21 protein-coding genes are annotated in these 21,906 nt (G+C 75.3%); 16 read left to right on the top strand and 5 right to left on the bottom strand.

The annotated features are described in order from the left end of the window. Nucleotides 1–1,160: 1,160 nt before the first annotated feature. Nucleotides 1,161–2,435 carry a WD40 repeat domain-containing protein gene (locus AMIR_RS13705; protein ID WP_041836739.1) on the top strand — a complete coding sequence of 425 codons (1,275 nt, stop codon included), beginning with the start codon at nt 1,161–1,163 and terminating at the stop codon, nt 2,433–2,435. After that, the gene (locus tag AMIR_RS13700) at nt 2,342–3,187 is read left to right on the top strand and encodes a WD40 repeat domain-containing protein (protein WP_143760719.1); all 846 of its coding nucleotides are present in this window, start codon (nt 2,342–2,344) and stop codon (nt 3,185–3,187) included. Before AMIR_RS13705 ends, AMIR_RS13700 begins: the two co-directional genes overlap by 94 nt. On the opposite strand, the gene AMIR_RS13695 is transcribed toward AMIR_RS13700, so the two are convergent. Both AMIR_RS13695 and AMIR_RS13690 read right to left on the bottom strand, forming a co-directional pair. Next, a complete protein-coding gene (locus AMIR_RS13695) occupies nt 3,151–3,834 on the bottom strand; it encodes a response regulator (RefSeq protein ID WP_015801560.1) in 684 nt (227 codons plus the stop codon). The genes AMIR_RS13700 and AMIR_RS13695 overlap by 37 nt on opposite strands. Further along, a complete protein-coding gene (locus AMIR_RS13690; RefSeq protein ID WP_015801559.1) occupies nt 3,831–5,123 on the bottom strand; it encodes a sensor histidine kinase in 1,293 nt (430 codons plus the stop codon). The genes AMIR_RS13695 and AMIR_RS13690 overlap by 4 nt, the downstream gene beginning before the upstream one ends. Nucleotides 5,124–5,336: 213 nt before the next feature. Between AMIR_RS13690 and AMIR_RS13685 the strand changes: the two genes are divergently transcribed. From AMIR_RS13685 to AMIR_RS13675, 3 genes are all read left to right on the top strand, one after another. After that, on the top strand, nt 5,337–5,834 hold the full coding sequence (locus AMIR_RS13685; RefSeq protein ID WP_015801558.1) for a hypothetical protein: 498 nt from the start codon (nt 5,337–5,339) through the stop codon (nt 5,832–5,834). A 111-nt stretch (nt 5,835–5,945) separates the two neighbouring features. Further along, nucleotides 5,946–6,425, top strand: a complete 480-nt coding sequence (locus AMIR_RS13680) for a DUF2975 domain-containing protein (RefSeq protein WP_015801557.1) — start codon at nt 5,946–5,948, stop codon at nt 6,423–6,425. Nucleotide 6,426: 1 nt separating this feature from the next. Continuing rightward, the gene (locus AMIR_RS13675) at nt 6,427–6,639 is read left to right on the top strand and encodes a helix-turn-helix domain-containing protein (RefSeq protein WP_015801556.1); all 213 of its coding nucleotides are present in this window, start codon (nt 6,427–6,429) and stop codon (nt 6,637–6,639) included. A 205-nt stretch (nt 6,640–6,844) separates the two neighbouring features. On the opposite strand, the gene AMIR_RS13670 is transcribed toward AMIR_RS13675, so the two are convergent. The 3 genes from AMIR_RS13670 to AMIR_RS13660 form a co-directional block, all read right to left on the bottom strand. After that, nucleotides 6,845–7,861 carry an ABC transporter substrate-binding protein gene (locus AMIR_RS13670; protein WP_015801555.1) on the bottom strand — a complete coding sequence of 339 codons (1,017 nt, stop codon included), beginning with the start codon at nt 7,859–7,861 and terminating at the stop codon, nt 6,845–6,847. A 69-nt stretch (nt 7,862–7,930) separates the two neighbouring features. Next, nucleotides 7,931–8,698 (bottom strand): ABC transporter ATP-binding protein, encoded by a 768-nt coding sequence (locus AMIR_RS13665; RefSeq protein ID WP_015801554.1) that lies wholly within the window; start codon nt 8,696–8,698, stop codon nt 7,931–7,933. Further along, nucleotides 8,698–9,750, bottom strand: a complete 1,053-nt coding sequence (locus AMIR_RS13660; protein WP_015801553.1) for a FecCD family ABC transporter permease — start codon at nt 9,748–9,750, stop codon at nt 8,698–8,700. Before AMIR_RS13660 ends, AMIR_RS13665 begins: the two co-directional genes overlap by 1 nt. Nucleotides 9,751–10,152: 402 nt before the next feature. Here AMIR_RS13660 and AMIR_RS13655 point away from each other — a divergent pair, with 402 nt between their 5' ends. From AMIR_RS13655 to AMIR_RS13605, 11 genes are all read left to right on the top strand, one after another. Further along, entirely contained in the window at nt 10,153–11,700 is a 1,548-nt protein-coding gene (locus tag AMIR_RS13655; RefSeq protein ID WP_015801552.1) for an alpha/beta hydrolase, read from the top strand. 273 nt (nt 11,701–11,973) lie between these two features. Beyond that, on the top strand, nt 11,974–12,729 hold the full coding sequence (dhbA, locus tag AMIR_RS13650; protein WP_041837754.1) for a 2,3-dihydro-2,3-dihydroxybenzoate dehydrogenase: 756 nt from the start codon (nt 11,974–11,976) through the stop codon (nt 12,727–12,729). Between the two features lie 744 nt (nt 12,730–13,473). Further along, complete coding sequence (locus AMIR_RS13645; protein WP_084799192.1) at nt 13,474–14,478, top strand: isochorismate synthase; 1,005 nt, start codon at nt 13,474–13,476, stop codon at nt 14,476–14,478. Continuing rightward, nucleotides 14,475–16,151 (top strand): (2,3-dihydroxybenzoyl)adenylate synthase, encoded by a 1,677-nt coding sequence (locus tag AMIR_RS13640; RefSeq protein WP_015801549.1) that lies wholly within the window; start codon nt 14,475–14,477, stop codon nt 16,149–16,151. Before AMIR_RS13645 ends, AMIR_RS13640 begins: the two co-directional genes overlap by 4 nt. Nucleotides 16,152–16,156: 5 nt before the next feature. Beyond that, nucleotides 16,157–16,825: an isochorismatase family protein gene (locus AMIR_RS13635; protein ID WP_041837751.1), complete on the top strand. Its 669-nt coding sequence runs from the start codon at nt 16,157–16,159 to the stop codon at nt 16,823–16,825. Continuing rightward, nucleotides 16,822–17,055: a phosphopantetheine-binding protein gene (locus tag AMIR_RS13630; protein ID WP_041836737.1), complete on the top strand. Its 234-nt coding sequence runs from the start codon at nt 16,822–16,824 to the stop codon at nt 17,053–17,055. Before AMIR_RS13635 ends, AMIR_RS13630 begins: the two co-directional genes overlap by 4 nt. After that, on the top strand, nt 17,052–17,987 hold the full coding sequence (locus tag AMIR_RS13625) for a siderophore-interacting protein (protein ID WP_015801548.1): 936 nt from the start codon (nt 17,052–17,054) through the stop codon (nt 17,985–17,987). Before AMIR_RS13630 ends, AMIR_RS13625 begins: the two co-directional genes overlap by 4 nt. Before the next feature lie 46 nt (nt 17,988–18,033). Further along, the gene (locus AMIR_RS13620; protein ID WP_015801547.1) at nt 18,034–19,056 is read left to right on the top strand and encodes an ABC transporter substrate-binding protein; all 1,023 of its coding nucleotides are present in this window, start codon (nt 18,034–18,036) and stop codon (nt 19,054–19,056) included. Further along, nucleotides 19,053–20,051, top strand: a complete 999-nt coding sequence (locus tag AMIR_RS13615; protein ID WP_015801546.1) for a FecCD family ABC transporter permease — start codon at nt 19,053–19,055, stop codon at nt 20,049–20,051. Before AMIR_RS13620 ends, AMIR_RS13615 begins: the two co-directional genes overlap by 4 nt. Then, nucleotides 20,048–21,064, top strand: a complete 1,017-nt coding sequence (locus tag AMIR_RS13610; RefSeq protein WP_015801545.1) for a FecCD family ABC transporter permease — start codon at nt 20,048–20,050, stop codon at nt 21,062–21,064. The genes AMIR_RS13615 and AMIR_RS13610 overlap by 4 nt, the downstream gene beginning before the upstream one ends. Continuing rightward, nucleotides 21,061–21,846 (top strand): ABC transporter ATP-binding protein, encoded by a 786-nt coding sequence (locus tag AMIR_RS13605; protein WP_015801544.1) that lies wholly within the window; start codon nt 21,061–21,063, stop codon nt 21,844–21,846. Before AMIR_RS13610 ends, AMIR_RS13605 begins: the two co-directional genes overlap by 4 nt. The last annotated feature ends 60 nt before the right edge of the window (nt 21,847–21,906 follow it).

Here is a 21,906-nt window from a genome sequence, read left to right as displayed (position 1 = left end):
GGGTCCGCCGCGTCCGGTCGAGCACGCTCCTGTTGTGGACGGCGCGTTCCCCGCCGTCGCGCCCGCTCCCCCAGGATGGGCCACGCGGGACGCTCCCGCCGCTCCTGGGCGGTGGTCGGACCGACGGCCCGGCGACGCCCTGAACGGGTGAAATCGCCCTCGGAAGGGGGATGCGGCGCGTCACCGGAGCGGCGGCCCGTGATGGGCTCGCGCACCCCGGCACGGCTCGGCGCACGGGTCGGCGTCAAGAGGACGTTCACCCTGGCGACCCCCGTGCGAGCTGTCGGCGCCTGTTCTTCTGAATCCTAACAGTGCCTGGTCGGCAGGGGTGGCGACACCGTCGACCGACCCGTGCCGGATGTGCCGGATGCGGCGGGGGGTTCCACCGGTCGGCTCTGGCGGCGGGGTGCCGGACGGCTCTGGCGCACAGGTCCCCCTGGGCGCTATGGCCGGACGGTTTGTCGGTTGAGTGACACCTGATCGTGGGTGAAGAGCCGGATTTCGCCCCGGCCACCGGGGTTCCCGGCGGAGGAAGCGGTGTCCATGTTCCACGGGGCGCGTGAGCTGTTCGACGGCGAGTGGTGGGAGACCGGGGCCGAGGCGGACCTCGCCGCCTTCCTGCGAACCGGTTCCGGGCTGCCGCTGGTGGTGACCGGCGAGGCGGGCGAGTCGGCGGCGGTGGCCCGCGCGGGCGCGCCGGCCGATCCCGAGTTCCGCGCCTCCCCCCTGGGGGCGCGTGGTGGTCGCGGACGCGCCGGAGGAGGTGCTGCCTCCGCTCGGGTCGGTCGACGTCGTCGTGCCGCTGCGGACCACGCCCTCCTCGCTCGCGCTGTCGCGGGTGGCGCACGGGCTCGGCATCGACTCCGACGTGTGGCGCGGTGAGCGCGATGTGCTCTCCCGGCTGCACTGGCACCTGGCCGACCGGCTCGCCGCGACCGGGCCGGTGACCGTCGTGCTCAACGGGGTCGACGCGGCGGCCGACCCGTTCCGGGTGGCCGTGGACGTGGTCGGGCCGCTGCTGCGCCTGGGCGCGCGGGTGGTGCTGGCCGGGACCGAGGACGCGCTGTCCCGGCTGCCGCTGCGGTTCGGGGCGCCGACCACCCGGTTGCGCGCCGCCGCGCCGGGCGCAGGTCCCGGCGGGCGACGCGGAGGAGTTGGCCGTGCTGCGCGCGGCGGCGCTCGCGCGGGGCAGGGGCGTGCCGCGCGAGCTGTGGGCGGCGATGGCCTCGGCGGTGGCGGACGCGCCCGTGCGCGAGGCCGCCGTGGAGCGGGTCGTGGGACGTGCGGACCTGCTCGTCGAGCGCCTCGGCTGGGGCGGGTCCGAGCACCGGCCTGCGCACGAGGGACCCGCGCGGCTGGCCGGGTTCGACGTGGTGGCCGCGCACCGCCGCACCGCCGAGCGGCTGCTCGCGCCCGAGCCGCACGACTACGTGCGGATGCGCCTCGTCGAGCACGCCGTGCTGGGGAACGTGGTGGACGACGCGCACCTGCCCGCCTGGTTCCTGCCGTGGAACACGCCCGGTTCGGTGCGCGCGGCCCTGGGCGTGCCGCCGCCCCTGGACTCGGAGCTGCTGGACTGGGCGCGGGTGGAACCGCTGGTGTGCTCGGCGGGACCGCGGGGCGGTGAGATCGCGCTGGACCTGGCCCGTGCCGCGCGGAACCTCCCGCCGCTGGTCGTCGGCGGGCCTCGGGAGCTGACCGGCACGCCGGAGCTGGCGGCCGTGCGGTGGGCGCGCTGGCACCGGCCCGACAACGTGCTCGCCGAGGCCCTGCACTGGTCGATCGCGCCGCGCGGCGGTGCGCGGGAGGGGTCCCCCGCCTCGGCCCGGCCTGCGCGCTCCACGTGGTCCGCGCCCCTGGTCCCGCTGGTCGCGGGCGATGGCGGGACGCTGCTGGCGGTGCTGCGCGAGTGGGAGGCCGTGGCGCTGCTCGACGTGACCACCGGGGAGTGGAGCGGCACCGGGCCTGGCTCGCCCGACGAGCCGGTCTCGGCGATCGCGCTGGTCCCGGTCGACGGGCGCGACCTGGTGGCGACCGCCCTCGCCGGGTCGGTGCGGCTGTGGGACCCGGACACCTGCGAGCGGGTCGGGCCGGAGCTCGCCGTCGGCGGCTGCTCGGGGATGGCGGCGCTGGGCGGGCTGCCGGCGTGCGCGACCGGGCGCGGGCTGGAGCTGTGGGACGTGGTCGCGGGCGAGCGGGCGCGGGTGGTCGACGGGGCGTGCCGGGACGTGGTCGCGCTGGGCTCCCGCCTGCTGGGCGTGCTCGACGCGGACGGCTCGGCGCGGGTGCTGGACCCGGCCGGGGCGGTGGTGGGCCGGGTGCCGGCGCGTGGTCGCGGGTGGTGGCGGTCCCGTTCGCCGGGCGGACCCTGCTGGCCTGCGGCGACGACCGGGACGTGCGGCTGTGGGACCCGGCGGGGGAAGGCGCGGCGCTGACCGGGGTGGGTCGGGTGGAGGCGGCGGTCCCGCTGCCCGACGGGCGGGTGCTGCTGGCGTGCGCGGCGCCCGGTCTGCGCGAGGTGCGGCTGGTCGACGCGGTCACCGGGGAGGTGGTGGCCTCGTGCGGCGAGCTGGTCGCCGACCTGCTGGCGGTCGCGGCGGCGCCGCTGCCGGACGGGCGGGCGCTGCTGGTCACCGGGGACGGGGACGCGCTGCGCGCGTGGGACCCGGTCGGACCGGGACCGGTCGTGCACGCCGAGGACGTCGTCCGCGTCGCGCCCCTGCCCGAGCGGGGGCTGCTGGCGGTCGGGCACCGCGACGGGACCGTCCTGCTGCGGGACGCGCGCACCGGGGAGCAGGTCGGCGCGCCCCTCTCGGCCGAGGTCGGGGAGACCCTGTGGTCGATGGTCGTGGTGCCCGCCTCGGAGGGGCGGGTGCTGCTGGCCGCGAAGGCCGGGGACGTGGCGGTGGAGCTGCTGGACGTCGACACCGGGCTGCGCGCGCCTGCTCCTGCCCTCGGTGGAGGACCCCGAGGCGAGGTTGTGGGACCTGGCGAGCGGCCACGTGCTGCGCTTCCCCGTGCCGCCGTCCTCGCACGGCCTGGGCGCGCTGACCGCGGACGGCGCGGCGCTGCTGGTGGTGGGCACGCCCGCGCTGACCGCCGTGCTGGAGCTGCGCTGACCGCGCCCACGGCCCACCGCGCCGACGGGGCTCAGCCCTGCCCCGGCGCGACCACCCCGTGCTCGTAGGCGTAGACCACCGCGTGGGTGCGGTCGCGCAGGCCGAGCTTGGCCAGCACGCGCGACACGTGCGTCTTGACCGTCGTCTCCCCCAGGTGCAGCCGGGCGGCGATCTCCGCGTTGCTCGACCCGCGCGCCAGGTGCACCAGCACCTCGTACTCGCGGTCCGTCAGGTCCGCGGGCCGGTTCGGGGCGGTGGCGGGCGCGGCCCGCGGGGCAGGTCCGGCGAAGCGGGCCAGGACGCGGCGGGTCACCTCCGGGGACAGGAGCGCGTCGCCGCGCGCCACCACCCGGATCGCCTCGACCAGGTCCTCGGGTGAGGCGTTCTTGAGCAGGAACCCGCTCGCGCCCGCCCGCAGCGCCTCGAACAGGTAGTCCTCGCGGTCGAACGTGGTCAGCACGACCACCCGCACCGGGTGCTCGGCGGGCGCGGGGCCCAGGATGCGGCGGGTCGCCTCGATGCCGTCGAGCACCGGCATCTGCACGTCCATCAGCACCACGTCCGGCGCCAGCTCGGCGACCAGCTCGACCGCCCGCTCCCCGTCCCCGGCCTCGCCGACGACCTCGATGTCCGGCTCCGCGCCCAGGATCACCCGGAACCCGGCGCGCACCAGCGCCTGGTCGTCCACCAGCACGACCCGCAACCCGCCGCTCACTCCACGACCTTCCCGGCGGGCAGCAGCGCGCGCACGCGGAAGCCGCCGCCGCGCTTGGGCCCGACCTCCAGCTTCCCACCGTGCACCGCGACCCGCTCCGCCATCCCGCGCAGCCCGAACCCGCCGCCGTCGACGGGTGGCTTGCCGCCGACCCCGTCGTCGCCGACCTCGACCTCGACCACGTTCTCCAGGTACCGCAGGCGCACGTCGACCCGGCGCGCCGAGGAGTGCTTCACGGTGTTGGTGAGCGCCTCCTGCACGACCCGGTACGCCGACAGCGCCACCGCCTCCGGCACCGGCCGGGGCGTGCCGTACACCCCGAACTGGGTCTCCAGCCCGGACTCCTCGGCGTGCCCGACCAGCTCGGACAGCTGCTCCAGCCCCGGTGACGCGGGCCGGTCGCCGGTCTCCGGCTCGCCGTCGGCGCGCAGCACGCCCAGCAGGCCGCGCAGCTCGGTGATGGCGGTGCGCGCGGTCTCCTCGACGGTCCGCAGCGCGGCGCCCGCCAGCTCCGGGTCGGTCCCGAGGACCCGCCGGGCCGCGCCCGCCTGCACGCCCATGACGGACACGTGGTGGGCGACGACGTCGTGCAGGTCGCGGGCGATGCGCAGCCGCTCGGCGACCAGCGCGCCCTTGGTGGCCTGCTCCTGCGAGCGGCGCAGGTGCTCGGCCTGCTCGGCGAGCTGGGCCTCGCGGCGGGCGGCGACCCAGGAGACGTTGCCGAAGAAGTAGGCGCCGGAGAAGTACACGACGTTGTAGACGAGGTTGTACAGGACCGCCGCGAGCAGCGGGTTGAGCGGGCCGCCCGCGCCCTGGAACTCGGGGGGCGGCTGGAAGACCATCTTGACCAGGGCGAAGCCGAGCCAGCCGAACATCACGACGATCACCGTGATGCGCGACCACTTGGCCAGGACCCGGTTGCGCTCCCAGGCGCCGACGGCGTGCATGGCCAGGAACAGCAGGACGCTCGGGATGGCGTTGTCGCTGTTGACCGCGCGCATCTGCACGGCGATGAACAGGACGCCGACCGCGGCGAGCACGGCCACCGGGTAGCGGCGGCGCAGCGCCATCGGCAGGCACAGGGCGGCGGTGAGCAGCACCTGCTCCAGCACCGACGGCGGGGTGCCCGCGTAGACGCCCATGCCGACGCTGTTGAACAGCACGAGGAAGAACAGCGAGAGGCCGACCAGCAGGACCGCGCTGCAGACGTCTCGGCGCTGCTCGGCGCGCGTGGGCGGCGGGCGGCGCCAGGCGTCCCAGTCGGTCTCGGCGGCGGTCGCGGTCGGCACGGGCAAACGCTAACCCGAAGCGGTGATCTTCCGGACGGGAATCGGGCAGTTCCGTTCGCTTCCGTTACGAACGACCCCCTCGCGCTCGCGTTCGGGTGATGCGCGGCACGGTGCGTGCCCGGATCGGCGGGTCCCCGAAGCGGTCGCCGCGCCCGGCTCATCCCCGGCGGTCCCCCCGGCGTATCCGGGTGGCGTACCGACCGAGGAGGAGATGTGAGCTCACCGAGGACCACCACGGGCCGGGCGCTGGCCACCGCCGCCGCGGCGGCCGTCGCGCTCGGCACGGCCACCGCCGGGACCGCGAGCGCCGAGGCGCTCCCCGAGTGCGGGGCGGACCGGCTGACGGCGCGGGTCGACGAGGTGCCGTGGGCGCCGGAGCCGGGCGTGCGGCTGTTCGCGTTCGGCGTCGACCGCACGTTCGGCCCGGCTTGCGCGATCGTGGGCGGGGAGCTGCGCGACGTGCGGTTCCACGCCGGGGACGGGAGCGTCCTGGACGTGCCCCTGACCAGCAGCGCCCAGCCCCCGCACGAGGTGATCGAGCGGGACCCGGCGCAGGCGTTCCTGTCCGCGTTCGACACCGGCGCCGGGCCCTACCCGGCCGTCACCGTCTCGTTCACGATGCCCGCGCTGGACGTGCGGCTGACGGTCCCGTGGCCGTCGGCGCTGCACGGCCCGGTGCGGCTGGGGGCGTTGAAGGGGCAGGCGGGTTGATGACCACCCGGTCCCGCCCGCGTCGCGAGACGGGGGCGGGACCGGGGGTGATCGGTCGAGTGTCGAGAGTTAGCGATTGACTTTCGATAGATAGCCAGCGAGACTCGATGCATGTTGACCGAAAGACTCGCGGTGGCCTGCCTCCGCGTCTTCCTCGTGCTGCTCTTCGCGCTGCTCGTGGTGTTCCAGACCCTGTCGATCCCCGGCCAGTTCGAGCACATGGCGCGGACGAACCCCGAGGGCGCCGCGCAGCGGTGGCCGCTGACGATCCTGGGCGTGCTGCTGGTGCTGTGCGCGCAGGTCGTGGTGGTGGCCACCTGGAAGCTGCTCACCCTGGTGAGCCAGGACCGGATCTTCACCGACGCCGCCCTGCGCTGGGTGGACGCGATCGTGTGGGCGATCGGGGCGTGCTGGCTGCTGGTGTCCGGGTTCTTCACCTGGGTCGTGCTGCGGGCGGACGACCCCGGCGGCCCCATGCTGTTCCTGCTGGTCACCCTCGGCGTCACGGTGGTGGGCCTGCTGATGGTGGTGATGCGCGCGCTGCTGCGCAAGGCGACCGCGCTGCGCACCGACCTGGACTCGGTGATCTGACGTGGCCATCGTCGTGCGGATCGACGTGGAACTGGCGAAGCGCAAGCTGAGCGTGGGCGAGTTCGCCGAGCTGGTGGGGCTGACGCCGGCGAACGTGGCGGTGCTCAAGAACGGCAGGGCCAAGGCGGTGCGGTTCAGCACCCTGGAGGCGATGTGCCGGGTGCTCGGCTGCCAGCCGGGCGACCTGCTGGAGTGGGTGCCGGACGAGGAGTGACGGGGGTGCGCCGAAGCGACCCCGAAGCGCTCCGGCCCGGTCGTGCCCCCCTTCCCGCTCACGGCTCCGTGTCACCAGGAGGGCGGTCGCCGGGGTGACGGGTGCGGCAGGGGCACGCGCCCCCGCCGCCGCACACCATGTCCACGGCCAAGATGAGCACCAAGTCCTGCCGGACGCGTGGCGCCGCGCGCCCGGCGGGCGGCGGTCACAGGCCGTTGAGGTAGTCCGCGACGGTGCGGATCGCGGCCGGGTTGCGCGGTCCCTGCACGAGCGCCGCGTACGGCAGCACCAGGAAGCGGCCGTTCTTGACGGCGGGGACCTGCGCGAGCGGCGGGTAGGTCTCCAGGAACCTGCGCTTGTCCTCGGCGCTGGGCACGTCGTAGTCGTTGATCACGATGACGTCGGGGTTCGCCTCGACGACGCTCTCCCAGGTGACCGTGGTCCAGCTGTCGAGCACGCCGGACATGACGTCCTCGCCGCCGCCGCGCGTGATGATCTCGTTGGAGGCGGCGTACTTCCCGCCGGTGAACGGCTTGTCGTTCCCCGAGTCGTAGAGGAACACCTTGGGGCGCGGGCGATCCGCCGGGACGGTCGCCTCGGCCTGCCGCACGACCTCCCGGTACTCGGTCACCAGCTGCTCGGCCCGCTCGGAGACGCCGAAGACCTTCCCGAGGTTGCGCAGGTCGGTGTACAGGGCGTCCAGCGGGGCCATCGTCCCGCGCGAGGTGCTGCCCACGCCGTTGCGGCAGGACTCGCTGAGCACGTAGGACCGCACGCCCAGCGCGTCCAGGTGCGCCGGGGTGAGGCCGCGGTCCTCGCTGAAGCCGTAGTTCCAGCCCGCGTAGACGAAGTCGGCCCCGGCCTGGAGGATCGACTCCTTGCTGATCCGGTCGACGCCGAGCCTGGGGGCGCGCTCGTAGTCGGCCTTCCAGGGCGAGCCCTCGATGTCGTTGTTCTTGCTGCCGGACATGACGTACCCGGCGAGGCGGTCGGTCAGGCCGAGCGCGAACATCGTCTCCACGATGCCGCTGTCGTAGGCGACGACGCGCTCGGGGGCGCGGTCGAAGGTGAGCTCCTGGCCGCAGTTGGTGACGGTGACCGGGTAGCCCAGTGCTTGCGGCGCTTCGGCCTGCGGGCGCACGGAGGCCCCGCAGGAGGACAGGAGCAGGGCGCTCAGCGCGACGGCGGTCAGCGCCGGCGCGGTGGGGCGGGTGCGTGGCACGGGTGGGGCCTCTCGGTGCGGGGACGGGGCGCGGTGCGGGAGCGGGTCGCGGGGGTCGCGGGAAGCGGGTCAGAGCGCGGTGTCGTAGAACAGGTGCGGGCGGCCGGTGACCGGGTGCGGCAGGACGTGCGCGCGCACCCCGAACACCTCGGCCACCAGCTCCTCGGTGAGCACCTCGGCGGGTGGGCCGGAGGCGACCACGGCGCCGTCCGCGAGCACGTGCAGCAGGTCGCAGTGGGCGGCGGCGAGGTTGAGGTCGTGCAGCGCCACCAGCGCGGTCACGCCGGTGGCGCGCACGATCGCGAGCACCTCCAGCTGGTGCCGGATGTCCAGGTGGTTGGTGGGCTCGTCGAGCACGAGCACCCGTGGCCGCTGGGCGAGCGCGCGGGCGATCAGGACGCGCTGCCGCTCGCCGCCGGACAGGGTCAGGAAACCCCGGTGCGCCAGGTGTCCCGCGTCGACCCCGGCGAGCGCCCTGGCGCAGACCCGGCGGTCGTGGTCGGTGTCGTTCTCCAGCGCGGACTTGTGCGGGGTGCGGCCCATCGCGACGACCTCGGCGACGGTGAAGTCGAACTCGACGTGGTGCTCCTGCGGGAGCGCGCCGACCAGCCGCGCGGTCTCCTTGTGCGGCAACGAGAGCAGGTCGTCCTCGCCGAGCCGGATGAGCCCGGCGGTCGGGCGCAGCGCGCGGTAGGCGCAGCGCAGCGTGGTGGACTTGCCACTGCCGTTGGGACCCACCAGTCCGACGACCGCGCCCTCCGGGGCCTCGACGGTCACCGACCGCACCAGCACCGCACCCGCGACCTCGACGGTCAGCCCCTCGACCCGGACCCGCATCAACGACCTCCGAAGACGTAGGCGCGGCGGCGCATCAGCCACACGAACACCGGGACGCCGATGGCCGAGGTGAGCACGCCGAGCGGGAGCTCCTGCGGGGCGACGGCGGTGCGGGCCAGCAGGTCGACCCACACCAGCAGCACCGCGCCCACCAGCGGCGCGACCGCGAGCAGCGCCCGGTGGCCCGCGCCGACGACCATGCGGGTCACGTGCGGCACCATCAGCCCGACGAACCCGACCGCGCCGCTGACCGCGACCAGGCAGCCGGTGACCAGCGCGCAGACCAGGAACAGCTTGCGGCGCAACGAGGACGGGTCGACGCCGAGCGCGGACGCGGTCTCGTCGCCCATCGCCAGCGCGTCCAGCGCACGCGCGTTGAGCAGCAGGAACAGCACGCCCGCGGCGGTGACGGCGGCGGCGACCGGCAGCGAGGCCCAGGTGACGCCGCCGAGGCCGCCGAGCAGCCAGAACAGGGCGGAGCGGGCCGCGTCGCCGTGCGGGGCCAGGAACACCAGGACCGTGGTGATCGCGGAGAACCCGTAGGCCATGGCGGTCCCGGTGAGCACGAGCCGCAGCGGCGTGACCGAGCCGCGGCTGCGGGCGGCCAGGTGCACCAGGGCCGTCGCGCCGAGCGCGCCGAGGAACGCGGCCACCGACAGCGCGTGCACGCCCAGCGCCCCGAACACCCCGAGCACGATCACGGCGGTGGCCCCGACCGAGGCGCCCGAGGACACGCCCAACACGAACGGGTCGGCGAGGGCGTTGCGCACCAGCGCCTGGCTGGCCGCGCCGACCGAGGCGAGCCCGGCCCCGACGACGACGGCGAGCAGCACGCGAGGCAGCCGCACCTCCCAGACGATCTGGTACGCCGAGACCTCGTCGGGGTCGATCCAGCCGCCGAGGGCGCCCGCCCGCACGAGGTGCAGCACCTGGTCGAAGGGCAGTCGCGCGGCGCCGAGGGCGAGCCCGCAGACGACCGAGCCGAGGAGCGCGACGACGAGGGCGAGCACGACGGTCGGGACCGGCAGCCCGCGCGGAGCCGCTGCGGCCATGGGAGTTCCGCCTTCCGGGACCGGCCCGCGCGAAGACGCCCGCGCGGGGCCCGGCCGCGTGGCGGCGCGCACCCCGTCCCAGGCTCCCACCGCGGACCACGACGGTGATGCAGGAGCGTTCAGCGCCCACCCAGGCATTCGGGCTCGCCGTCTCGCGGGACGGCCTACCGTTGCGGGTCAGCGCCGGAATTCGACCGGTCTTCCCCTGCGCGGGCGCTTGTTGCGGTGATACGCGAGTGATCGTCTGCTACGCCGGGCGGCGGTGTCAAACCCGCCGTCCGGGCCCGTCGGGCTCCCCGCCCCGAGGCGTTCGGGTGACCGCACTGCCCTCCCTCGGCCGTTGTGACCGGTTGGCGCGCTCGGGGAGGCTGCGGGTGTCCGGATGCGAAGGAAGGGGAACCTGTGCGACGGATTTCTCGGGCGCTCGGCGCGGTGGCGGCTTGTGGGGCGCTGGTGACGGGTGTGGTCACCGGTGTGGCGAGCGCCCAGGTCGAGCAGCGGGGGGACGCGGGGCACCGGGCGGACATCGCCTGGGGACCGTGCGAGGAGATGCCCGCGGTGGAGTGCGGGACCGCGGAGATGCCGGTGGACTGGGGGAGGCCTCGGGGGGAGAAGTTCGACCTGGTGCTGGCCAGGCGCAAGGCGACCGATCCGGCCGCGCGCAAGGGGGTGCTGTTCGTCAACCCCGGCGGGCCGGGTGGGTCCGGCGTGGACTTCGTGATGGCGGCGGACACGTACTTCAGCGCCGAGCTGCTGGCGAAGTTCGACGTGATCGGCGTCGACCCGCGCGGGGTGGCGCGCAGCAACCCGGTGGTGTGCTCGGCGGAGAAGGTGGCGCAGCAGCCGTCGAGCTACCCGGCCGACCAGGCCGGGTTCGAGGCGCTGCGGCGGTACAACCGGGAGCTGGCCGCCGACTGCCGCGAGCGCACCGGGCCGCTGTTCGACCACGTGGACACGCTCAGCGGCGTGGAGGACATGGACGCGGTGCGGCGCTCGCTGGGTGAGCGGGAGCTGTCCTACTACGGGGTCTCGTACGGCACGCTCATCGGGCAGCAGTACGCGCAGCGGCACGGCGACCGGGTGCGGGCGATGGTGATCGACAGCAACATGGACCACGACCAGGGGACCTGGGAGTTCGGCACGAAGGAGGCCGTGGGCGCCGAGGACTCGTTCCTGGAGTTCGTGGCGTGGTGCGGGCGTGACGCATCCTGCGCGCTGCACGGTCGGGACGTCCCGGCGCTGTGGAAGCAGCTGCTGGACCGGGCCGAGCGGGGCGAGCTGACCCACCCGAACGTGCCGGGGCTGGCGCTCGACCGGGCCTTCCTGCGCTCGCTGGTGCTGGGCGCGCTGTACGGGCCGTCGTGGCCGGGGATCGCGGACTTCCTGGTGGCGCTGGAGGCGCAGGGCGGCTCGGCGGTCGCGGGTGCGGGCGCTCGGGAGCCGGAGCTGGCGCAGAACCCGTTCGAGGTGTTCTGCCAGGACTGGAACCTGCCGCTGCGCGACCACCGCGAGTTCGCCCGGCTGCGGGCGCGGTCGCTGGAACTGGCCCCGAACATGGAGGGCTCGACGCTGGGCGAGAGCGCGATCGCGGCCTGCCAGGGGCGCGAGGACGCGGTGGACAACCCGCAGGGGCCGTGGCGGGTCGCGCCGGGGACGCCGAAGGTGCTGATGCTGAACGCGCTGCACGACCCGTCGACGCCGTACTCGTGGGCGGTCGGCGCGCACCGGCAGGCGCGGGGCGCGGCGGTGTTGCTGACGTACGAGGGCTGGGGGCACGGGGTGTACGGGCGCGGTGCGTGCGCGGACGGGCACGCGGACCGGTACCTGGTGGACCTGAAGGTGCCGCGCGAGGGGACCCGGTGCGCCGCGGTGGAGCCGTCGGGTGCGGCGGAGCGCTCGCGGGCCTCGGTTCCGGGTGGTGTCGGGGTGGGGCGGCCCACCTGGGGCTGAGCACTTCCGGACGACGCGGGGGCGCGTCGGGGCTCCGGCTCCGGCGCGCCCTCGCGCATGGGCGGGTGGGGTGGCGGTAGGGACTTTGGACCTTCCCTCCGGGGGGTGCGCTCTGCCACCCTCCTGGCGTTACCACGTGCGCCCGTCCCGTCACCCGTGGTGCTTCCGGTCACCGGGAGGGCGGCTTCCGGAAATTGCGCTTTGCGTTTAGCTTAGGCAAGGCTAACCAAAGTGCAATCTGGGGGGAGTGGCGTGCCAGTGGGTGGCAACGGGGTGTCCACAGCTGATTTCGCCGGGAAGACCGCGCTGGTCACCGGGGGTGCGAGCGGGATCGGGGCGGCGGTCGCCCAGGCGCTCGCGGTGGCCGGGGCGCGGGTCGCCTCGGTTGACCTGCACGACGCACCGTCCCACGGGAACATCACCGGGTACCTCGCCGATGTCACCGATCCGGGTTCCGTCGAGCGGGTGATCGCGGACGCGGAGCGCGAGCTCGGGCCCATCGACGTCGGGGTGTCGGCGGCGGGGGTGCTGCGGGGCGGGGAGCTGTGCGGCGCCTCGCAGGAGGACTGGGCCGCCACGTTCGCGGTCAACGCCACCGGCGCGTTCACGGTGCTGAGCTCGCTCGCCCGGCGCATGGTCGCCCGGCGGTCGGGGGCGCTGGTGCTGGTGGGGTCGAACGCGGCGGGGGTGCCGCGCAGCGGGATGGGGGCCTACGCGGCGTCCAAGGCCGCCGCCACGATGATGGCGCGCTGCCTGGGGCTGGAGGTCGCCGAGCACGGGGTGCGGTGCAACGTCGTCTCGCCCGGCTCGACGGACACGCCCATGCAGCGGGCGCTGTGGACGGACGGGAACGGGCCGGAGCGGGTGATCGCCGGGGACCTCGCGCGGTACCGGGTGGGGATTCCGCTGAAGCGGATCGCGGACCCCGAGGACATCGCCGAGGCGGTGCTGTTCCTGGCTTCGGACCGGGCCCGGCACATCACCATGCAGGACCTGTACGTGGACGGCGGGGCGACGCTCCGGGCGTGACGGGCGCGGGCGCGGCGGCTTGGACGCGGCGGCTGGTTGTGCCGGACCGGACGTGACGGGCGCGGCGGCTCGGTTGCGACAACCCGGTCGTGACGTGTGGTGACCAAGGGTGATCAGGAACACCGTTGCCGCAGCACAGGCTAATTAGGTTAGGCTAACCAAAGTTAACCGGAAGTGACGTGGTCATCACCGCGGACCACTCCCCCCTCGCGCACCAGCCGGAAAGGACGTTCTGCCTTGCCACCAACCGCACTGGTCAGGCCACGCCCAGCGCACCGGGCCGCCGACCTGCTGGCCGCCTACCTGCCGGGGTCGTTCTACTTCTCGTCGGCGCGCGGGGCCCTGCTCGCGGACGGGGTCCACGCGAACGTCGACGCCCCCAAGGGCCGGCGGGCGCACGCCGCCGCGCGGGCGCTGCGGGAGGCCGCCGAGCTCGGGGTGGAGAACCCCGTCGTGGTCGGCGCGCTGGGCTTCGCGGCCGGGGCCGACAGCAGCCTCGTGGTGCCCGCGGTGGTGCGGAGGGCCGAACCCTCCTCCGCCGCGACGACCGCGTGGGCGCACCGGACAGCACGGGCCGCGCACGGCTCGGAGCCGGGACCGGGGAGTGGCGCGGAGCCGGGAACCGGCGCGGGACCGAACGGCGGTTCGGCGAGCAGCCGGGCGGCGGACGTCGGCGCGGCCGACAGCGGCGCGGCGCGCGCCGGCACCACGAGTGCGGCGGGCGGCGCGGCCCACGCTGACGCCATGGGCGCGGCGGGCGGCACGGCCGGTGGCGGCGACCCCGGCGCGGTCGGCAGCAGCGACCCCGGCGCGGCCGGCAGCAGCGACCCCGGAGCGCCCGGCAGCGGCGTCCCCCACGCCTCCCGCAGCGCGCTCCCCGCCGCGCCGGGCTGGACCGTCTCGCCGTCCCCCTCCCCCGCCGCCTACGCGGACGCCGTCGCGCGGGCGTTGGAGATGATCGGCGACGGTGAGCTCGCGAAGGTGGTGGTGGCCCGCGCGCTCGACGTCACGGCCCCGCACCGGCTGGAGGTTCCCGAGCTGCTGGCGCGGTTGGTCGCCGCCGACCCGGCCGCGCACGCGTTCGCCATCGACGTCTCCGCGCCCGGCGACGCCGCGACCCGCACGCTGGTCGGCGCGAGTCCCGAGCTGCTGGTGTCGCGCCGGGGTGACCGGGTGGTCGCCAACCCGCTCGCGGGGTCGTTGCCGCGCACCGGGGACCCGGTCGAGGACGCTCGGCGGGCTGCCGCGCTGCTCGCCTCGGCCAAGGACCTCGCGGAGCACGAGCACGTGTCGGCGCAGGTCGCCGGGGTGCTCGGGCGGTTCTGCGCGGAGCTGGACGTGCCCGCCCCGGTGGTGATCGCCACCCCGACCATGCTGCACCTGTCGACCACGATCACCGGCCGCCTGACCGACCCGGACGACCCGGCCTCCTCCGCGCTCGGCCTCGCCGAGGCGCTGCACCCGACTCCCGCCGTGTGCGGGGTGCCGACCGAGCGGGCCGCCAGCGCGATCTCCGCGCTGGAACCGCAGGAGCGCGGCTACTACGCGGGCCTGGTCGGCTGGACCGACCTGGCCGGTGACGGCGAGTGGGTGGTGACGATCCGCTGCGCCGAGGTGTGCGGCGACACCGCGCGGCTGTTCGCGGGCGCGGGGGTGGTCGCCGGGTCCTCGCCCTCGGCCGAGGTCGTGGAGACGGGCGCGAAGTTCGGGACGATGCTGCGGGCCCTCGGACTGGGGGACGTGGCATGAGCGCCGATCCGAGCACCACGAACCCCACCGGGCGGGGGCACCAGCGCGACCACGCCCCGTGGCCGCCGGAGTTCGTCGAGCGGTACCGGGACGCCGGGCACTGGACCGGGCGGACGTTCGGGGCCCTGCTGGCGGACACCGCGCGCGAGCACCCGACCCGCACCGCCGTCGTCGGCGAGCGGGACGGCGTCACCTCGCGGTGGTCGTACGCGGAGCTGGACGAGCGGGCGCACCGGGTCGCCGCCGGGCTCGTCGCGCGCGGCATCGGGGCCGGGGACCGGGTGGTGCTGCAACTGCCGAACATCCCCGAGTTCCTGCCGGTGGTGTTCGGGCTGTGGCGGGCGGGCGCGTGGCCGGTGTTCGCGCTGCCCGCGCACCGGCAGAGCGAGCTGACGCACTTCGCGCGCCAGTCCGAGGCCGTCGCGATCATCACCACCGGCGTGCACGAGCGGCACGACCACGCGGCCACCGCGCGGGCGGTCGCGGCCGAGGTGGCCTCGGTGCGGGACGTGCTCGTGGTGGGCACGCCCGAGTTCACCGACCTGGCCGCGACGCCGCCGCGCGAGCTGCCCGAGCCCGATCCGGGGAGCGTGGCGTTCCTCCAGCTCTCCGGCGGCAGCACGGGACTGCCGAAGCTGATCCCGCGCACCCACGACGACTACCTGTACAGCGTCCGGGAGAGCGCGCGGATCTGCGAGCTGACCGAGGAGAGCGTGTACCTGGTCGCGCTGCCGGTCGCGCACAACTACCCGATGAGCAGCCCCGGAATCCTCGGCGCGGTCCACGCAGGCGCGAGGATCGTGCTGGCCCCGCGCCCGGACGCGGACACCGCGTTCCGGCTGATCGAGGCCGAGGGCGTCACGATCACCGGCGTGGTGCCGCCGCTGGCCGCCGCGTGGACCCAGGCCGCCGCCCGCACCGACCGCGACCTGTCCACCCTGGACGTCCTGCTGGTCGGCGGCGCGAAGTGCGGCCGGGAGCTGGCCGCGCGGATCGGGCCCGCGCTGGGCTGCCGGTTGCAGCAGGTGTTCGGCATGGCCGAGGGCCTGGTCTGCTACACCCGGCTGGACGAGCCGCAGGAGCTGGCGCTCACCACGCAGGGCCGCCCGATGTCCGAGGACGACGAGGTGCGCGTGGTCGACCCGGACGACCCGGCCGCGCCCTCGCACGCCGAGGTGGCGCCGGGCGAGGTGGGCGCGCTGCTCACCAGGGGGCCTTACACGATCCGGGGCTACTACCGGGCCGACGCGCACAACGCGACCGCGTTCACCGAGGACGGCTTCTACCGGACCGGGGACCTGGTGCGGCGCCTGCCGTCCGGGCACCTGGAGGTGGTGGGCCGGGCCAAGGAGCAGATCAACCGGGGCGGGGAGAAGGTCGCCGCCGAGGAGGTCGAGGACCACCTGATGGCGCACCCGCTGGTGCTGGACGCGGCGGTGGTCGCGGTGCCGGACGCCTACCTGGGCGAGCGGACCTGCGCCTACGTGGTGCCGGTGCCGGGCGGCGAGGAGCCGACCGGGCCGCAGCTGCGCCGGTTCGTGCGCGAGCGGGGCGTGGCCGCGTTCAAGGTGCCGGACCTGGTGCGGGTGGTGCCGGAGTTCCCCGTGACCGGGGTGGGCAAGACGAGCAAGCGGGAACTGCGCGCGGCGCTGGCCGCCGCCGAGGAGGGGTGAGGGCGTTGTCGTTGCCGAGGATCGAGCCGTACGCGCTGCCGACGGCGGCCGAGCTGCCCGAGGGCCGGGTCGCCTGGACGCCGGAGCCGGCGCGCGCCGCGCTGCTGGTGCACGACGCGCAGCGCTACTTCCTGGCGCCGTACGCGGGCGCTCCGGTTCCGGAGATGGTCGCGAACATCGCGGCGCTGATCGAGGCGGCCCGCCGGGTGGGCGCGCCGGTGTTCTACACCGCGCAGCCCGGACGTCAGGCGGACCGGGATCGAGGGCTGCTGACCGAGTTCTGGGGCGCGGGCATCGGCGCGGTGATCGACGCCGACCCGTCGGCCGCCGACGTGGTGCCGGAGCTGGCGCCGCGGGACGGTGACGAGGTGCTGGTGAAGTGGCGCTACAGCGCGTTCCAGCGCAGCGCCTTCGCCGACCGGCTGGCCGAGCTGGGCCGCGACCAGCTGCTGATCACCGGCGTGTACGCGCACATCGGCTGCCAGGCCACGGCCGTCGAGGCGTTCATGCGCGACGTGCGGCCGTTCCTGGTGTGCGACGCGGTCGCGGACTTCTCCCGCGAGCGGCACGACCAGGCCTGCGAGTACGTCGCGCAGCGGTGCGGCGTCGTGACCACCACGGCCGACGCGCTCTCCGCGCTGTCGGCCCCGATCCCCGCTGGAGCGCAGGGATGAGCGAGCAGTCGTTGACCGCCGAGCGGGTCCGCGCGGACGTGGCCGAGGTGCTGGGCGTCGAGCCCGACGAGCTGGCCGGGGACGCCGACCTGCTGGACCTGGGCCTGGACTCGGTGCGGGTCATGGGGCTGGTGGAGCGCTGGCGCGCGGCCGGGGCCGAGGTGGAGTTCCCGGACCTGGCCGAGCAGCCGGAGCTGGCGCACTGGACGGCGCTGGTGGTGGGCTCGTGAGCGGGGCTGCGGGCCGTCCGCGCCGGGTCGACCACCGGCACCGGCACCACGAGCGGATCGCCGAGGTGCGCGCCGGGAAGGCCGGTGGCGCGGAGAAGGTCGGCTACCCGATCCGGGTGCGCGCCGCCGAGGTGGTGCGCACCGCTCCGCTGGGCTCCGGGCTGATCAGGGTCACGCTCGGCGGGCCGGGCACCGAGGGCTTCGAGGCGCACTCGCCCGACGAGCACGTGAAGCTGGTCTTCCCGGACGAGCGCGGCGAGCTGCGGCTGCCCGAACCGAACGGGGACATGCTGCGCTGGCCCAGGCCCGCCCCGGTCTCGCGTGAGTACACGGTGCGGCGCTACGACCCGGTCAGCGGCGAGCTGGACGTCGACGTGGCGCTGCACGCGGGCGGCCTCGGCTCGGACTGGGCGCTGGCCGCGAAGCCGGGCGACGTGGTGCACGTGGCCGGTCCGCCCGGCGGGCTGATCGTGCCGCACGACTACGACCGGTACCTGCTGGCCGGGGACATCACCGCGCTGCCCGCGATCGCCCGGTGGCTGGAGGAGCTGCCGCGCACGGCCGCGGGGTGGGCGTTCGTCGAGGTCGCGGACGCGGGCGAGGAGATCGAGCTGTCCGCGCCGGAGGACGTCCGGGTGCACTGGCTGCACCGGGGCGACGTCCCACCGGGGAGCAGCGACGTGCTGGAGCGCGCGGTGCGCACCGTCGCCAGGCCCGAGGGCACGCGGTTGTACGCGTGGATCGCGGGCGAGGCCGGGGTGATCAAGCCGCTGCGCCGCTGGGTGCGCGAGGAGCTGGGTCTGTCCACAGAGGACTACGACATCACCGGCTACTGGAAGCGCGGGGTCGCGGACTTCGACGAGGACGACGAGCACGAGCAGCCGGGCCACGGGCACCACGAGCACGACCACGGAGACGGGCCCGCCTCGTGAGCGGGTCGAGCAAGGCCAACGCCGCAACCGAATGAGGAAAACAACGATGTCCACCACTGCCAGATCCCCCCGCGTCGCGGGCGCGCTGCTGCTCTCGCTGGCCCTCGCGGTCGGCTGCTCGTCCGGCACGTCCGGCGAGGGCGCGGGCGGCGACGCGCAGTCCACCGCCGACGCGAACCGGACGCGCGTGGTGACCGCCGACAACGGCGAGATCACCGTGCCGGCCTCCCCCAAGCGCGTCATCGCGACCGGGTACGCGGTCCCCGCGCTGCTGGAGGCCGACGCGCCGCTGGTGGGGATCTCCGCCTGGTCGCGCGGCGTGCCGATGATGGACGCCGACGACCGGAAGAAGTACGAGGAGCTGCCGAAGGTCGCGGGCGAGTCCGCCTCGGAGACCAACTACGAGGCGATCGCCGAGGCCGAGCCCGACCTCATCGTGATCGGCGTGCCGAAGCCGGTGCTGGCCGACATCGACGTCAAGCGGCTGGAGTCGATCGCGCCGGTGGTCGCGATCGGGCCGTCGGTGCCGTCGATGTGGCGGGACCTGTCGCGCAAGCAGGCCGACGCGGCGGGCGCGGTCGAGAAGTTCGACTCGGTCAAGGCCGAGTACGAGAAGCAGGCCGCCGACCTGGCCGCCAAGTACGCGGACGTGCTGCCGAAGCTCAAGCTCGCGCACGTGGGCGCGTACGGCGAGGTCGCCAAGGGCAACTTCCAGCGCGAGTTCGACGGTTCCTGGGGCACCAACATCGCCCAGGACCTCGGAGCGGGCTACTACGGCGAGGTCAAGGTCAAGGGCGGCGGCTCGCGCGACGTCAGCGAGTACCCCTCGATCGAGGAGCTGCCCGCCGCGTTCGCCGAGGCCGAGGCGATCACCTACTCGGTGAAGGCCGACGGCTCGGTGCCCGCGCCGGTCCAGTACGTCATGGACTCGCCGCTGTGGAAGGAGCTGCCCGCCGTGAAGGCCGGGAAGACCTTCCCGCTGCGCTACACCGAGGCCGCGACGTACGAGGCCGCGAAGCTGACGCTGAAGGCCGCGGACGAGGCGTTCGCGCCGCTGCTGGCCAAGTGAGCCGAGCGACGCGGGCGGCGGCCGGGGCGCGGGTCGCGCTCCTGGCCGCCGCCGTCGTGCTGCTGGGCGTGGCCGCCGTGGTGAGCCTGGGGGTGGGGGCGCGCGCGATCGCCCCCGGTGACGTGGTGCGGGTGCTGCTGTCCCCGGACGGCTCGCCCGACGCGATGATCGTGTGGGACGTGCGGGCCCCGCGCGCGGTGCTGGCGGTGGCCGCCGGTGCGGCGCTGGCCGTGGCGGGCGCGCTGGTGCAGGCGCTGTCGCGCAACCCGCTGGCCGAACCCGGTGTGCTGGGCGTGACGGCGGGGGCCGGGTTCGCGATCACGGTCGGTTCGGCGCTGGGGGTCGCGGGCGCGGCCGGTGAGCTGCTGCTGTCGGTGCTGGGGGCCGTGCTGGCCGCGCTGCTGGTGTACGCGGTCGGCCGGACCTCGCCGCTGCGGCTGGTGCTGACCGGGGTGGCGCTGACCTCCGTGCTGTCCGGCGTGGGCCTGGGGCTGCGGCTGCTGGTGCCGGACGTGTTCGACCGGTACCGGTTCTGGGCGGTCGGGTCGCTGGCCGGGCGCGAGCAGGCGCCGACGACCGTGCCGCTGCTGGCGATCGCGCTGGCACTGGTCGGCGCGCTGGTGCTGAGCAGGCAGCTCGACGCGGTGGCGCTGGGCGAGGGCGTGGCGCGGGCGCTGGGGGCGAACGTGGCGCGGGTGCGGGTGGGGGCGCTGGTGCTGGTGACCGCGCTGGCCGGTGCGGCGACGGCGGTGGCCGGGCCGATCCTGTTCGTGGGGCTGATCGTGCCGCACCTGGCGCGGCGCGCGGCCGGGGCGTCGGTGCCGTGGCTGGTCGGGTACGCGCTGGTGCTCGGTCCGGTGCTGCTGCTGCTGGCGGACACCGCTTCCCGCGTGCTGCTGCCGACCGGCGAGGTGCCGGTGGCGATCGTGACCGCGTTCCTGGGCGGGCCGGTGCTGGCCTGGGCGGTCCGCAAGTACGGGGCGGCGGAGCTGTGACGCGCGCGGTCGTGGTGCGCGCGGGCCGGTTCACCGCCCGCGTCGAGCGGCGCGTGCTGGTGCTGACCGGCTGCATGGTGGTGCTGATCCTGGGGCTCGGGCTGCTGGGGCTGTGCTACGGGGCGTCGTGGGCCTCGCCCGCCAAGGTGCTCTCCGCGCTGACCGGGAACGGCGGGGTGGTGATCCGCGAGTGGCGGGCGCCGCGCGTGGCCGCCGGGCTGGTGTTCGGCGCGGCGCTGGGGCTGGCGGGCGCGGTGTTCCAGAACCTGACCCGCAACCCGATGGGCAGCCCGGACGTGATCGGGCTGGACGCGGGCGCCTACACGGGCGCGCTGATCGCGATCACCGTGCTCGCGGGCACGCCCGGTCAGCTCGCGCTCAGCTCGGTGCTCGGCGGTGCGGTGGCCGCCGCGGCGGTGTACCTGCTGTCGCTGGGCGGCGGGCTGTCCGGGTTGCGGCTGGTGGTCATCGGCATCGCGGTGAACGCGGTGCTGACCGCGCTGAACTCGTGGATCGTGCTGCGCGCGGAGCTGGAGGTGGCGATCGCCGCCGTGGGCTGGAGCGCCGGTTCGCTCAACGGGGTCGGCTGGGAGGACCTGGGCATCCCGTTCACCGTGGTCGTGGTGCTGCTGGGGTGGCTGGCGGCCCGCTCGCGGGACGTCGGCCAGGCCGGGCTCGGCCCGGAGCTGGCGGTCACCACGGGGGTCCGCCTGGAGCGGCTGCGGTTGGAGCTGGTGGTGATCGGCGTCGGGCTGACCGCGACGGTGACCGCCGTCGCCGGGCCGGTGGCGTTCATCGCGCTGGCCGCGCCGCAGATCGGGCGCAGGCTCGCCCGCTCCGCCGGTGTCCCGCTGCTGCCCGCCGCCCTGACCGGCGCCGTGCTGCTGCAGGGGGCCGACCTGGTCGCGCAGGTGCTGCTGGCCCCCGTCTCGCTTCCGGTGGGCGTGGTCAGCACGGCCATCGGCGGCTGCTACCTGATCTGGTTGCTCACCAAGGAGGTGCGGCGGTCGTGACCGCGCGCTTGACCGCCAGGGACGTGACCCTGCGCTACGGGGAGCGGGTCGTGTCGACCCGGCTCGCCCTCGACGTGCCGGACGGGGCGTTCACCGCCGTCGTCGGGCCCAACGCCTGCGGGAAGTCGACGCTGCTGCGCGCGTTCGCGCGGCTGCTCAAGACCTCCGGCGGGGAGGTGGCGTTCGACGGGAGGCCGGTGGGCGACTACCCGACGAAGGCGCTGGCCCGCTCGCTCGGGTTCCTGCCGCAGGAACCCGTCGCGCCGGAGGACATCCGGGTGCGGCAGCTGGTGGCGCGCGGCCGGTTCCCGCACCAGTCGCTGCTGTCGACCTGGTCGGAGCAGGACGAGGCCGCCGTCGCGCGGGCCGTCGCGGCGGCCGGGGTGGCGGAGCTGGTGGACCGGCCGGTGCGGGAGCTGTCCGGCGGGCAGCGGCAGCGGGTGTGGGTGGCCGTGGTGCTGGCCCAGGACACGCCCTACCTGCTGCTGGACGAGCCGACGTCCTTCTTGGACCTGACGCACCAGTACCAGTTGCTGGAGCTGCTGGCGGGGTTGCGCGACGAGGGGCGGACCGTGATCGCGGTGCTCCACGACGTCAACCAGGCCTGCCGGTACGCCGACCACCTCGTGGCGATGCGCGACGGGCGCGTGGTCGCGGAGGGCGCGCCGTCCGAGATCGTGGACGCCGCGCTGGTGCGGGAGGTGTTCGACCTGCCGAGCGTGGTGGTGCCGGACCCGGTGACCGGCACGCCGATGGTCGTGCCGGACCTCAGAGCCTGCTGACCTTCGCGTTTTCCCGTTCCCGAACAACGAGCCCACCACGGCCCACCCACCCGACGAGAA

This window comes from Actinosynnema mirum DSM 43827 (assembly GCF_000023245.1).
In the GTDB taxonomy this organism is placed as follows: Bacteria; Actinomycetota; Actinomycetes; order Mycobacteriales; family Pseudonocardiaceae; genus Actinosynnema; species Actinosynnema mirum.
Note: the sequence above shows the minus strand (reverse complement) of the source record. Positions and strands in the feature narration are given on the sequence as shown.

Coding starts and splice junctions, on each gene's coding strand:
- AMIR_RS13680 (WP_015801557.1), top strand. CDS start 5,946: ATGTTGACCGAAAGACTCGCGGTGGCCTGCCTCCGCGTCTTCCTCGTG.
- AMIR_RS13620 (WP_015801547.1), top strand. CDS start 18,034: ATGTCCACCACTGCCAGATCCCCCCGCGTCGCGGGCGCGCTGCTGCTC.
- AMIR_RS13665 (WP_015801554.1), bottom strand. CDS start 8,698: ATGCGGGTCCGGGTCGAGGGGCTGACCGTCGAGGTCGCGGGTGCGGTG.
- AMIR_RS13630 (WP_041836737.1), top strand. CDS start 16,822: ATGAGCGAGCAGTCGTTGACCGCCGAGCGGGTCCGCGCGGACGTGGCC.
- AMIR_RS13660 (WP_015801553.1), bottom strand. CDS start 9,750: ATGGCCGCAGCGGCTCCGCGCGGGCTGCCGGTCCCGACCGTCGTGCTC.
- AMIR_RS13645 (WP_084799192.1), top strand. CDS start 13,474: ATGGGCGCGGCGGGCGGCACGGCCGGTGGCGGCGACCCCGGCGCGGTC.
- AMIR_RS13640 (WP_015801549.1), top strand. CDS start 14,475: ATGAGCGCCGATCCGAGCACCACGAACCCCACCGGGCGGGGGCACCAG.